This window comes from Bradyrhizobium sp. USDA 3240, from assembly GCF_054063295.1.
In genome coordinates this window covers 6,449,599-6,461,666 of record NZ_JBSSGD010000002.1, presented here as the reverse complement: position 1 = coordinate 6,461,666, position 12,068 = coordinate 6,449,599, and the positions used below count along the sequence as shown (strand labels likewise).

At 64.9% G+C, this 12,068-nt stretch carries 11 protein-coding genes and 1 pseudogene; 3 read left to right on the top strand and 9 right to left on the bottom strand.

Going from position 1 to position 12,068, the window contains the following annotated elements; translation table 11 throughout:
- Positions 1-15: 15 nt before the first annotated feature.
- The 3 genes and pseudogenes from ACVIGA_RS31260 to ACVIGA_RS31250 form a co-directional block, all read left to right on the top strand.
- A pseudogene (locus tag ACVIGA_RS31260) lies at positions 16-552 on the top strand (FAD-dependent oxidoreductase); the annotation flags it as partial.
- Positions 553-652: 100 nt separating this feature from the next.
- Entirely contained in the window at positions 653-1,186 is a 534-nt protein-coding gene (locus ACVIGA_RS31255; protein WP_456669027.1) for an FAD-dependent oxidoreductase, read from the top strand.
- Positions 1,187-1,259: 73 nt separating this feature from the next.
- Positions 1,260-2,072: a tetratricopeptide repeat protein gene (locus tag ACVIGA_RS31250; protein ID WP_456669026.1), complete on the top strand. Its 813-nt coding sequence runs from the start codon at positions 1,260-1,262 to the stop codon at positions 2,070-2,072.
- Here ACVIGA_RS31250 and ACVIGA_RS31245 read toward each other — a convergent pair.
- The 9 genes from ACVIGA_RS31245 to ACVIGA_RS31205 all read right to left on the bottom strand — a co-directional run bounded on the left by ACVIGA_RS31245 (position 2,061) and on the right by ACVIGA_RS31205 (position 11,960).
- A complete protein-coding gene (locus ACVIGA_RS31245) occupies positions 2,061-2,771 on the bottom strand; it encodes a hypothetical protein (protein ID WP_456669025.1) in 711 nt (236 codons plus the stop codon). The genes ACVIGA_RS31250 and ACVIGA_RS31245 overlap by 12 nt on opposite strands.
- 173 nt (positions 2,772-2,944) lie before the next feature.
- A complete protein-coding gene (locus ACVIGA_RS31240) occupies positions 2,945-4,687 on the bottom strand; it encodes an ABC transporter substrate-binding protein (RefSeq protein ID WP_212316430.1) in 1,743 nt (580 codons plus the stop codon).
- 108 nt (positions 4,688-4,795) lie between these two features.
- Positions 4,796-5,122, bottom strand: coding sequence for a DUF2160 domain-containing protein (locus ACVIGA_RS31235; protein ID WP_456669024.1), 327 nt, complete (start codon positions 5,120-5,122; stop codon positions 4,796-4,798).
- A gap of 9 nt (positions 5,123-5,131) precedes the next feature.
- A complete protein-coding gene (locus tag ACVIGA_RS31230) occupies positions 5,132-5,938 on the bottom strand; it encodes a carbohydrate ABC transporter permease (protein WP_021075985.1) in 807 nt (268 codons plus the stop codon).
- Complete coding sequence (locus ACVIGA_RS31225; protein WP_223969462.1) at positions 5,938-6,840, bottom strand: carbohydrate ABC transporter permease; 903 nt, start codon at positions 6,838-6,840, stop codon at positions 5,938-5,940. The genes ACVIGA_RS31230 and ACVIGA_RS31225 overlap by 1 nt, the downstream gene beginning before the upstream one ends.
- On the bottom strand, positions 6,840-7,925 hold the full coding sequence (locus ACVIGA_RS31220) for an ABC transporter ATP-binding protein (RefSeq protein ID WP_176533190.1): 1,086 nt from the start codon (positions 7,923-7,925) through the stop codon (positions 6,840-6,842). The genes ACVIGA_RS31225 and ACVIGA_RS31220 overlap by 1 nt, the downstream gene beginning before the upstream one ends.
- Before the next feature lie 12 nt (positions 7,926-7,937).
- Positions 7,938-9,077, bottom strand: a complete 1,140-nt coding sequence (locus ACVIGA_RS31215) for an ABC transporter ATP-binding protein (RefSeq protein WP_456669023.1) — start codon at positions 9,075-9,077, stop codon at positions 7,938-7,940.
- Positions 9,074-10,618 (bottom strand): glycerol-3-phosphate dehydrogenase, encoded by a 1,545-nt coding sequence (gene glpD, locus ACVIGA_RS31210; RefSeq protein WP_456669022.1) that lies wholly within the window; start codon positions 10,616-10,618, stop codon positions 9,074-9,076. Before glpD ends, ACVIGA_RS31215 begins: the two co-directional genes overlap by 4 nt.
- 511 nt (positions 10,619-11,129) lie before the next feature.
- Positions 11,130-11,960, bottom strand: a complete 831-nt coding sequence (locus ACVIGA_RS31205; RefSeq protein ID WP_456669021.1) for a DeoR/GlpR family DNA-binding transcription regulator — start codon at positions 11,958-11,960, stop codon at positions 11,130-11,132.
- Positions 11,961-12,068 lie beyond the last annotated feature (108 nt).

The following is a 12,068-nucleotide window of genomic DNA, read 5'->3' as shown; positions in this document are numbered from 1 at the left end:
GTCAGCGTGGTGTAAATGAGTTCAAATCCCATTCGCATTGCTATCGTCGGCGCCGGCCCCGGCGGCCTGACGCTCGCTCGCCTGCTGCATGTTGCCGGGATCAAGACCAGCCTGTTCGAACGCGAAAGCTCGGCAACCGAGCGGCCGCAGGGCGGAACGCTCGACCTGCACACCGAGAGCGGCCAGCTCGCGCTGGCGCGCGCCGGGCTCACCGACGGCTTCCTGCGCATCGCACGTTACGAAGATCAGGGCAGCCGGCTCTACGCCAGCGATGGCCGGCTGCTGCTCGGGGATGACGATATGACCGGCGACCGTCCGGAGGTCGACCGTACGGCGCTGCGCGACCTGCTGCTGCAATCGCTGCCGCCGGATACCATAGCCTGGGGCTGCGGCCTGCGCGAGGTCGCGCTGCGCGATGACGGCCAGTACGATCTCGTCTTCGACGGTGCACGCGAAGGGCCGTTCGATCTCGTGGTCGGCGCCGACGGCGCCTGGTCCCGGGTGCGGCCGCTGGTGTCGCGCTATCAGCCGCAATACAGCGGGTTGACCTTCATCGAGTTCGGCATCGACGATGTCGACACGCAGCACCCTGCTTTGTCGGAGTTGGTCGGCCGCGGCAAGATGGGCGCCGAGAGCGCCGGGCCGCAGCCTGATGGTCCTGCGCAACGGCAATGCGCATCTGCGCGGCTATGCGATCTTCCGCGTGCCCGTCGAATGGGCCGAGCGGCGGTTCGACGTCACCTCGCCATCCGCGATGCGTCACGCGCTGCTCGGCGAATTCGCCGGATGGGCCGATGCCCTGCTCGACCTGCTCCGCGCCAGCAACGATCAATTCGCACTGCGGCCGATCCACGCGCTGCCGGTCGGGCATCATTGGACCAACCGCCCAGGCATCACCCTGCTCGGCGATGCCGCGCATCTGATGTCGCCGTTCGGCGGTGAAGGCGTCAACGCCGCGATGCTGGATGCGGTGGAGTTGGCGGCGCATCTGGTGGGCTCAAAGGATTGGCGCGAGGCCGTTCGCACCTACGAGACCGGGATGTTCGTGCGCGTCGCCCAGCCCGCGGGCGAGGCTGCCGAAGCCGCCGCTACCGAGCTGTCGCATGTCAGCCAGGAACTGACGCTGGCGCACCACCAGGCGTACATGCAAATGCGCGCGGCAGCCGGCGAGTCCGCGACGCGGTAAGCGCTGGTCATGATCTCCGGCGCCGCATAGCATGGACCGCATCGAGCAAGCCTGAACACGGTCGCGCACGGGAATGAGCAAGGACAACGCCGAGGATATCGTTCGACGCGCCACTGTCGCGTTCAATGGCGGCCGGCATGGCGAGGCGATCGAGCTCTGCGAGCGCGGCCTTGCGCGCCAGCCGGGCGAGCCGATGCTGAGTCATTTGCTCGCCGCCGTGCTGTTCGCCAAAGGCGAGATCGCACCGGCCCGCAGGCATGTCGAGACCAGCCTGGCGCGGCGCCCCGACAATGCCGCGGCGCGGCTGCTCGCGGCGCGCCTCGCCCGCAGCGGCGGCGAATTCGATGCGGCGTTGACGCATCTCGACCGTGCCATCGCGCTCAAGCCGCAACGCGAGGCCTTCGTCGAGAAGGCGCGCACGCTGGAGCTGGCCGGCCGCAAGGCGCAGGCCCGCGAGGCCTGGGAGGCGATCCTCAAGGCCATCCCCAAGCATCAGGAAGCCAATGCAAGACTTGGCCGGCTGGCTTGGGAGGCTGGTAACCTCGCCGGTGCGGTGAGCCTGCTCGAGCGCGCCGTTGCGAGCGCCGCGCCGGCCTCGGCGTGGTTCGATCTCGGCGTCGCAAGGCAGGATCTGCGCGATCACGACGGCGCCGCACGCGCCTATCGCAAAGCGATCGAGATCAAGCCGGACTACGCCGAAGCGGCGCTCAATCTGGGGATCACGCTGCAGGAGAGCGGCGAGCCCGACGCCGCGATGCATGCCTTCGCGCGCGCCTATGCCTTGCGTCCGCAATTGTTCGGATCGATCGCGATGGCGTTGACCTCGGCCCCGCACGGCCGGCTGTGGCTCGATGAGCGCGCGCTGCGTGCGGCCTTAGGTGACTAGCCGGCCGCGCTTGGCGCGGAAATGCTTGCGATAGACATTGGGTGCGGCCAGCACCTCGCCGACGACCTTGGAATAGGCTGCGCGGTGCGCATCGTCGAAGGCCTCGAACACCAGTTCGGGCGTCGCGCGCGGCACGGCGAAGCATTGCACGACCGGCGTCCCCTTCGGCAATACGCCCTCGAAATCCGGTTGGATCCAGACCGCCGGGAAATTGATGCCGCCGTCGTGAAACCGGTCGGCGTCGACCAGCCCCGAGATCACCCGGAACGGCAGGTCGTCGCGATTGACCGGATGCGTCGCGAACAGCGACCAGCCCGGCTCGAGCTCGATGGTCCAGAAACTGTTGAATTTCAGCGCAGCCTGCCCGTTGGCAAACGGCGCACCGGCGAATTGCGCGACGGGATGAAAGCTGAGCGGTGCACGCGGATGGCCCTGCGTTGCGGGCTCCGGAACGTCCCAGTCCCAGGCGAAGGCGCCACGCTCGACCCTGACATCGCAGGGCAGCGGGATCATGACCCCGTGGGCCATCGCATCGACAAAGGGCGGGCATTGCTTGACCGTGCGGATCTCGCGGTCGTGGATGTCGGAATGCGCCTTCGCCGGCATTGCGCGCAGCCAATCGGGCAACGCGCTGCGGGCCGGGGACGGCCGCGGCAGATGATCGGCAAGCCGCGGATCGCAACGAAAAGTCATGCGCATGACGAAACTCCCCGATCATGATGCGATGACAACAAGACGCATGATGACCTCATCGCGTCATTTGAGCACAATCCTGAACCGGTCTCCACAGCCACAGATCCAGCAAAAAAGGCCGGGATTGCTCCCGGCCTTTTGCAGTTTGCGGATGGCGTGGGCTGGTACGCCTTGCCGCCTTACTTAGCTTCGGCGCGTTTCGGCGGGCTCGCCGGCCACGACTTGATCAGCGTGTCGTAGTCGATCGTTTCGCCCTTCGGCTTCTCGTTCGCGAGCTTGCGCTGCGGAGCGATGGTGCCGTCCTTCTCGGCCTTCTTGTACCAGTACTCAGCGGTTTCCTTCTTGTTCAGCTTCGGTCCGCAGGCACCCTGCACACCGGACTTCTCAAGACGCTCCATCACCGAATCCTGGGCCGCGGCGAGCGCGTCCATCGCAGCTTGCGGCGTCTTCGCACCGGACGACGCATCGCCGATGTTCTGCCACCAGAGCTGAGCGAGCTTCGGATAGTCGGGCACGTTGTTGCCGGTCGGGGTCCACTGCACGCGCGCGGGCGAGCGGTAGAACTCGATCAGGCCGCCGAGCTTCGGCGCACGCTCGGTGAACGACTTGTCCCAGATGTCGGATTCACGGATGAAGGTGAGACCGACTTGGCTCTTCTTCAGGCTCGTCGTCTTGGAGACGATGAACTGCAGGTAGAGCCAAGCCGCCTTGCGGCGATCAACCGGGGTCGACTTCAGCAGCGTGGCCGAACCCACGTCTTGGTAGCCGAGCTTCATGCCGTCCTTCCAGTACGAACCGTGCGGCGACGGAGCCATACGCCACTTCGGCGTACCGTCCGCGTTCATCACGGCAATCCCCGGCTTCACCATGTCGGCGGTGAAGGCGGTGTACCAGAAGATCTGCTGGGCGATGTTGCCCTGCGAAGGCACCGGGCCCGACTCGGAGAAGGTCATGCCCTGCGCTTGCGGCGGAGCATACTTCTTCATCCAGTCGAGATACTTGACGATCGAGTAGACCGATGCCGGGCCGTTGACGTCGCCGCCACGCTCGACCGACGAGCCGACCGGACGGCAGCCTTCCATGCGGATGCCCCATTCGTCGACCGGCAGGCCGTTCGGGAGGCCCTTGTCGCCGTTGCCGGCCATCGACAGCCAGGCGTCGGTGAAACGCCAGCCGAGCGAGGGGTCCTTCTTGCCATAGTCCATATGGCCGTAGACCTTGACGCCGTTGATCTCCTTGACGTCGTTGGTGAAGAACTCGGCGATATCCTCATAGGCCGACCAGTTCACCGGCACGCCGAGATCGTAGCCGTACTTGGCCTTGAACTTGGCCTTGTATTCCGGGTTGGTGAACCAGTCGTAGCGGAACCAGTAGAGGTTCGCGAACTGCTGGTCGGGCAGCTGATAGAGGTGGCCGTTCGGTGCCGTCGTGAACGACTTGCCGATGAAGTCGTCGATGTCGAGCATCGGATCGGTGACGTCCTTGGCTTCGCCCTTCATCCAATCGGTCAGGTCGACGGCCTGGCCGTAACGGAAGTGGGTGCCGATGAAGTCGGAGTCGTTGATCCAGCCGTCATAGACGTTCTTGCCGGACTGCATCTGGGTCTGGATCTTCTCGACGACGTCACCTTCCTGGATGATGTCGTGCTTGACCTTGATGCCGGTGATCTCCTCGAACGCCTTGGCGAGCGTGCGGGATTCATATTCGTGCACCGTCAGGGTCTCGGAGACGACGTTGATCTCCATGCCCTTGAAGGGGGCAGCGGCCTTGATGAACCACTGCATCTCCTTCATCTGGTCGTCCTTGGAGAGGGTCGACGGCTGGAATTCGCTGTCGATCCACTTCTTCGCGGCCGCCTCGTCGGCGCGGGCCGGCGCGACAAGAGTGACCGATGCTGCGACGAGCGCGACCGCGCTGGTCATCGTCAAAAGCTTATCTCTAGTCATTGGTAAATGTCGCATTAGATTCCTCCGGTTGCAGCGACTAAATCAGGCCCGGGTAGACCCCGGATCTGCTCTTTTTCGCGTTCTTCAGACGGTGCGAAAGATCACCACGGCTGAAAGAAGCGAAATTACCGTTCCGAGCCACAGGCTCGAAATCTCGACGCCCTCCCCGATCGGCAGGGTGAAAATCGGATCGGTGCCGACGAGGCCGATCCACAGCAAATGGATCACCGCCGCCAGCACCAGCGAGACGAACAGACGGTCGCCGCGCGTGGTCGGAATGCGCAGCACGCCGACCCGCTCGGCTTCCGGATAGGCGATCCCGAGCCAGGTCATCATCCCGAGCGTAGAGGCAAGCAGCACGAAGAAGACCGCGGTGGGCCAGGTCCATGCCATCCATGCGATGCTGTCCATGAGCGCCTCCTAGACCCGGCCGAGCGCGAAGCCGCGCGCGATGTAATTGCGGACGAACCAGATCACGAGTGCTCCGGGGATGATGGTGAGCACGCCGGCCGCGGCAAGCAGACCCCAATCCATGCCGGCAGCCGAGACCGTGCGCGTCATGATCGCTGCGATCGGCTTGGCCTGCACCGAGGTCAGCGTGCGCGCCAGCAGCAGCTCGACCCATGAGAACATGAAGCAGAAGAACGCGGCGACGCCGATGCCGCTCGCGATCAGCGGCACCAGGATCTTGATGAAGAAACGCGGGAACGAATAGCCGTCGAGGAAGGCGGTTTCGTCGATCTCGCGCGGCACGCCGGAGACGAAGCCTTCGAGGATCCACACCGCCAGCGGCACGTTGAAGATGCAGTGCGCGAGCGCGACCGCCCACGGCGTATCGAACAGGCCGATCGCCGAATACAGGTTGAAGAACGGCAGCGCGTAGACCGCCGCCGGCGCCATGCGGTTGGACAGCAGCCAGAAGAACAAATGCTTGTCGCCGAGGAAACGGTAGCGCGAGAACGCATACGCCGCCGGCAGCGCCACCGCGATCGAGATCACGGTGTTGATGACGACATATTCCAGCGAGTTGATGTAGCCGGAATACCAGCTCTCGTCGGTGAAGATGCGCCGGTAGTGCTGCAGCGTCGGCGTATGCGGCCACAGCGTCATCGTCGAGACGATCTCGGCGTTGGTCTTGAAGCTCATGTTGACGAGCCAGTAGATCGGCAACAGCAGGAAGATCAGGAACAGCGCCATGATCAGGCGGCGGCCAGGGATCGAATGCATCACGCCGCTCCTTGCTTGACCGGGCGCTCGGAGCCGGCATTGGTCATCACGGTGTAGAACACCCAGCACACGATCAGGATGATCAAATTGTAGACCAGCGACAGCGCCGCGGCCTTGCCGAGGTCGAACTGGCCGAGCGCGATCTTGACGAGCTCGATCGAGACGAAGGTCGTCGAGTTGCCGGGACCGCCGCCGGTGACCACGAACGGCTCTGTGTAGATCATGAACGAGTCCATGAAGCGCAGCAGCACCGCGATCAGCAGCACGCGGTTCATCTTCGGCAGCTGGATCGCCTTGAACACCGCCCAGCGCGAGGCGCCGTCGATCTGCGCCGCCTGGTAATAGGCGTCGGGGATCGACTTCAGGCCGGCGTAGCAGAGCAGCGCGACGAGGCTGGTCCAGTGCCAGACGTCCATCACGATGACCGTGACCCAGGCGTCGACCTCGTTGGAGACATAGTTGTAGTTGAGGCCGAGGTGGTTCAGGACATAGCCGAGCAGGCCGATATCCGGCCGGCCGAAGATCTGCCAGATGGTGCCGACCACATTCCATGGAATCAGCAGCGGCAGCGCGAGGATGACGAGGCAGGCCGCGACGCTCCAGCCCTCGCGCGGCATCGACAGCGCGACGACGATGCCGAGCGGCACCTCGATCGCAAGGATCACGGCGGAGAAGAACAGGTTGCGGCCGAGCGAGGCCAGGAAGCGGCCGCCGAGATCGGTCGAGGGATCGAGCAGCTCCTTGAACCAGCCGACGCCGTTCCAGAAGAACTGGTTGTTGCCGAAGGTGTCCTGCATCGAATAGTTCACGACGGTCATCAGCGGCAGCACCGCCGAGAACGCGACCACCAGGAACACCGGCAGCACCAGGAACCAGGCTTTTTGGTTGATGGTCTTGTCCATCAGGCGACCCCTTCGACCAAATGGCTGTCGGCATAGACGTGGACGTTGGCGGGATTGAAGATCAGGCCGGCGGTATCGCCGGAGATCGAGAAGCCCGGCGGCACGCGCGCCGCGAGTTTGGTGTTGCCGACGCGGACGCGGGCGAACTGGATGCGGCCGAGATCGTCAATCCGCTCGATGGTGGCCGACAGCAGCCCCGACGCGGGCGCCGCGACATCGACAAATTCAGGCCGCACGCCGATCTCGATCTTCTTGCCGGCCGGCAGCACACCATAGTTTCGATGCAGGCCGATGACATGACCGTCGATCCGCGCCTCGTGGCCCGAGACCTCGGCAGGCACGATGTTCATGCCGGGCGAGCCGATGAAATAACCGACGAAGGTGTGCGCCGGCTTGTCGAACAGTTCGGCCGGCGTGCCGCTCTGGACCACGCGGCCGTCGTGCATGACGACGACGGTATCGGCAAAGGTCAGCGCCTCGGTCTGGTCGTGGGTGACGTAGATCATCGTGAGGTCGAGCTCGCGATGCAGCGCCTTCAGCTTGGAGCGCAGCTGCCATTTCAGCTCGGGATCGATCACCGTCAGCGGCTCGTCGAACAGCACGGCGGCGACGTCGGAGCGAACCAGGCCGCGCCCGAGCGAGATCTTCTGCTTGGCGTCAGCGGTGAGCCGCGTCGCCTTGCGGTTGAGGTATGGCGTGAGGTCAAGCAAATCGGCGATCTGCCTGACCCGGGCATCGACCTCGGCCTTGGCGACGCCACGGTTCTTGAGCGGGAAGGCCAGGTTCTGGCCGACCGTCATGGTGTCGTAGATGACAGGAAACTGGAACACCTGCGCGATGTTGCGCTTCTGGGTCGACAGCGGCGTGATGTCCTGGCCGTCGAACAGGATCTTGCCGCGCGACGGCGTCACGATCCCGGAAATCAGGTTGAGCAGCGTGGTCTTGCCGCAGCCGGAGGGCCCGAGCAGCGCATACGCGCCGCCCTGCCGCCAGGTCATCGTCACCGGCTTCAGCGCAAAGGATTCCAGCGGCGCGTCGTTGCCGCTGTAGGATTGCGCGAGATCGACGAGGTCAATGCGAGCCATCGGGCATCTCCCTCAATTGCTCTTGCGGGCTGACGCGCTTGCTGCAAGCGAACTGCCATACAGTTCGCTTGCGAACGCGGTCGCGGGCGACGCGACCAGGCGGTCAGCGGCGTCAAACACAAAGATGTTTTCGGGATCGATCGCGGCTTCGAGCACCTGCCCGGGTTCATATTCGTGCACGCCGTGAAGCACTGCGACCCAATTCGAGCCATGGACATGGACGTGCACGAAGCTCTCCGACCCGGTGATCTCGGTCACCGTCACGGTGGCGGAGAATTTGTGGCGGCCGGGCACGACGCTCCCGACCTCGAGCTGATGCGCACGGAAGCCGATCTTGTACGTGCCGTCAGACAGATTGGCGTACAGCCCGGCCGCGGGCGCCTGCTCGCCGCCGGCATAGATCACCCGGTCGTCCTTCTTCTCGATGCCGATGATGTTGAGCGGCGGATCGGAGAACACCTGCGCGACCCGCAGCGTGTCGGGATGGCGGTAGACCTTCGGCGTTGCGCCGGTCTGCAGCGCCTGGCCTTCCCACATGCACACCGTGTCGCCGCCGAGCAGCAGCGCCTCCGACGGTTCGGTGGTGGCATAGACGAAGATCGCACCCGATGCCTCAAAGATCCGCGGCAGCTCGGCACGCAGCTCCTCGCGCAGCTTGTAGTCGAGATTGGCGAGCGGCTCGTCGAGCAGCACGAGGTCGGCGCCCTTGACCAGCGCGCGCGCAATTGCGGTGCGCTGTTGCTGACCGCCGGAGAGCTGCAGCGGCGTGCGCTTCAGATAGGGCTCGAGCCGCAACAGACTGGCCGCCTCCGCCACCCGCTGCTCGATCTCGGCCTTCGGCTTGCCCTGCACCCGCAGCGGCGAGGCGATGTTCTCGTAGACCGTCAGCGAGGGATAGTTGATGAACTGCTGATAGACCATCGCCACCGAGCGCTGCCGCACGTCGGCGCCGGTGACGTCCTTGCCGTCGACCAGCACGCGGCCGGTGGTCGGCTTGTCGAGGCCGGCGAGCAGCCGCATGATCGAGGTCTTGCCCGACAGCGTCGGCCCGAGCAGCACGCTGAGCGTGCCACGCTCCAGCGTCAGCGAAACGTCGCGGATGGTCTGGATGCCATCCACGGTTCGCGTGACATTCTGCAGTGTAACGCTCATGCCCGTCCTCCCGCTTCGCGGAGGGGACGTTCACCGGACACGCGGTTGGCGACCATCCACTCGTCGAGCGCGGCGATTTCACCCGCCGTCATCCGCAAGCCCAGCTTGGATCGTCGCCAGACGACATCTTCCGCGGTCCGCGCCCATTCGTTCGCCATCAGGTACCGGACTTCACTCTCCGTCAAGGTGGCGCCGAAGGAGCGGCCGAGATCATCAGCCGTTGCCGCATTGCCCAGGACCTTGCTGGCGCGTGTGCCATAGGCATGTGCGAGACGGTTGGCGTGGGACTGCGCGAGGAACGGATGGTTGCGAACCAGCTCGGCGCTCAGCGCCGCGACCGCGGAGACATCCATGTCGCCGCCGGGCAGCGGCGCCTTGCCGGTCCAGCCTTCCTGCGCTTTCGCACCGCGCAGATAGGGCGACAGCCGCTCCAGCGCCTCTTCGGAGAGGCGGCGATAGGTGGTGATCTTGCCGCCATAGATCGACAGTAGCGGCGCACCGCCGGGCGTATCGAGCTCGAACACGTAGTCGCGGGTCGCGGCCTTGGCTTCGCTCGCACCGTCGTCATAGAGCGGACGCACGCCGGAGTAATTCCAGACCACGTCCTCGGGCTTCACCGGCTTGGCAAGGTATTCGCTGGCGGAGGCGCAGAGATACTCGATCTCCTCGCGCGTCGCCTTCACCTTGGCCGGATCGCCGTCATAGTCGCGATCGGTGGTGCCGATCAGCGAGAAATCGTTCTGGTAGGGAATGACGAAGATGATGCGGCCGTCGGCATTCTGGAAGATGTAGGCGCGGTCGTGGTCGTAGAGTTTCGGCACCACGATATGCGAGCCCTGCACCAGCCGCACCTTGGCCCGCGCGTCGACGCCGGCGCCGGTGGCCAGCACCTGCTCGACCCAGGGACCGCCGGCGTTGACCAGCACGCGCGCCTTGATGGTGTCGCGCGCGCCGGTGGCGCCGTCCTCGACCGTGACGTGCCAGACGCCGTCGATCTGCCTGATCTCGACCGCGCGGGTGCGCGTGCGAATCTCAGCGCCGCGATCGGCGGCATCGCGTGCAGTCAGCGCCACCAGCCGCGCGTCGTCGACGAAGCAATCGGAATATTCGAAGCCCTTGGTGTAACGGCCGGGGATCAGCGGCTTGCCGACCACGTCGCGAGTCAGATCGAGCGAGCGCGTCGCGGGCAACAGGTGCCGGCCGCCGATATGATCGTAGAGGAAGAGGCCGAGCCGCAGCAGCCAGGCCGGGCGCAGGCCCGAATGGTGCGGCAAAACGAAACGCAGCGGACGAATGATATGCGGCGCGATCTGCCAGAGGATCTCGCGCTCGATCAGCGCCTCGCGCACCAGACGAAACTCGTAATACTCGAGATAGCGCAGGCCGCCATGCACGAGCTTGGTCGACCAGGACGACGTGCCGCTGGCCAAATCATTCATTTCACAGAGGAAAACAGAATTGCCCCGGCCCGCCGCATCGCGCGCGATGCCGCAGCCATTAACGCCGCCTCCAATGATGGCGAGGTCGTAAATTCGGTCCAAAGAACGCTTCCCCCGGCAACCGTTTTCGCTTTGACGGTTTTACTTTCGGATTGGAGTAGATCACAACCGAAAACGAAAGCAAAGTGAAAATAGGGAACTTTTGCTGGGGATTTTTTGGGCGGATTGATCGTGGCGGGGGCAGCGGGTTCGCTAATTTGTCGCCATCACGCCGAACTCTCCTGCTGAACCCGTCACCCTGGGGAGCGAGTAGCGCGTCTCGAAGGGTCGACGGCCACCAGCAGGGCCGTCGACCCTTCGAGGCTCGCTCCGCTCGCACCTCAGGGTGACGGGGAGAGAGCTGTGCGTGCGGCTTCGCCGCGTTCAGCTGTCATGCCCCGCTTCAGCGGGGCATCCAGTACGCCGCGGCGTCGCGGCTCAAGCGCGAACGTCTCTGGAGTACTGGATCGCCCGGTCCCGTCTACGCCAAGGCTTCGACGAGGCTTTCGCTCTCAGGCGCGCCGAAGCTTTAGCGGAGGCGGCGAGCCGGGCGACGACAGCGAGAGAATGCGAATTACGCGCTGCGCAGCGTCGCGGGTGCGGCTTCGGCGCCGTTGTCATCGATATCGACCGCCGGCTTGTCCATCGCGACGACAACCTCGATGCCGCGGCTGTGGCAGATGTTGGCGAGGCCCGCGGGCAACGGCGAATCGGTGACGAAGGTCTGGATCTGGCTCATATGTGCGATCCGCACCGGCGCGCTGCGGCGGAGCTTGGTCGCGTCCGACACCAGCATCACGTTACGCGCGTTGGCGATGATCGCCTGCGCCACCTGCACCTCGCGATAGTCGAAGTCGAGCAGCGCGCCCTCCTCGTCGATCGCCGACGCGCCGATGATCGCATAATCGACCTTGAACTGGCCGATCAGCTGCGTTGCGGTCGAGCCGACCACGGCGCCGTCGGCGCGGCGCACCGTGCCGCCGGCCACCACCACCTCGATGCGCGGATGACGGTACAGCAGCATCGCGACGTTGAGGTTGTTGGTGATGACCAAGAGGTCCTCATGCGAGGTCAGCGCGCTCGCGACCTCTTCCGTCGTGGTGCCGATATTGATGAACAGCGAGCAGCCGTTCGGAATCCGCGCGGCCGCGGCGGCGCCAATCGCCTTCTTCTCCTCGGCGGCGACGAAGCGGCGCGCCTCATAGGCGAGGTTCTCGACGCCCGAGGCGATGATCGCGCCGCCATGGATGCGGGTCAGCGACCGCTCGTCGCAGAGATCGTTGAGGTCCTTGCGGATGGTCTGCGCCGACACCTCGAACCGCTTGGCAAGGTCCTCGACCATGACCCGGCCGAATGCGCGTGCGATGTTGAGGATTTCAGTCTGGCGATGGGAGAGTCCGGCCACGGCGGCCCCCTTGAAACGGCGAGTCGCCTATGGTGCGACCGATCGGCATGGAGGTCAACGAGCAAGCATTGCCGGGGTTAAGAACTGCGCTGCAGCATTGCGGAGGCG

What these genes read in the sequence shown, in the direction of transcription:
- ACVIGA_RS31215 (WP_456669023.1), bottom strand. Translation starts at nt 9,077, where the DNA reads ATGAGCGTTACACTGCAGAATGTCACGCGAACCGTGGATGGCATCCAG.
- ACVIGA_RS31255 (WP_456669027.1), top strand. Translation starts at nt 653, where the DNA reads ATGGTCCTGCGCAACGGCAATGCGCATCTGCGCGGCTATGCGATCTTC.
- ACVIGA_RS31230 (WP_021075985.1), bottom strand. Translation starts at nt 5,938, where the DNA reads ATGCATTCGATCCCTGGCCGCCGCCTGATCATGGCGCTGTTCCTGATC.
- ACVIGA_RS31220 (WP_176533190.1), bottom strand. Translation starts at nt 7,925, where the DNA reads ATGGCTCGCATTGACCTCGTCGATCTCGCGCAATCCTACAGCGGCAAC.
- ACVIGA_RS31225 (WP_223969462.1), bottom strand. Translation starts at nt 6,840, where the DNA reads ATGGACAAGACCATCAACCAAAAAGCCTGGTTCCTGGTGCTGCCGGTG.
- ACVIGA_RS31240 (WP_212316430.1), bottom strand. Translation starts at nt 4,687, where the DNA reads ATGACCAGCGCGGTCGCGCTCGTCGCAGCATCGGTCACTCTTGTCGCG.
- ACVIGA_RS31235 (WP_456669024.1), bottom strand. Translation starts at nt 5,122, where the DNA reads ATGGACAGCATCGCATGGATGGCATGGACCTGGCCCACCGCGGTCTTC.
- ACVIGA_RS31245 (WP_456669025.1), bottom strand. Translation starts at nt 2,771, where the DNA reads ATGCGCATGACTTTTCGTTGCGATCCGCGGCTTGCCGATCATCTGCCG.
- ACVIGA_RS31250 (WP_456669026.1), top strand. Translation starts at nt 1,260, where the DNA reads ATGAGCAAGGACAACGCCGAGGATATCGTTCGACGCGCCACTGTCGCG.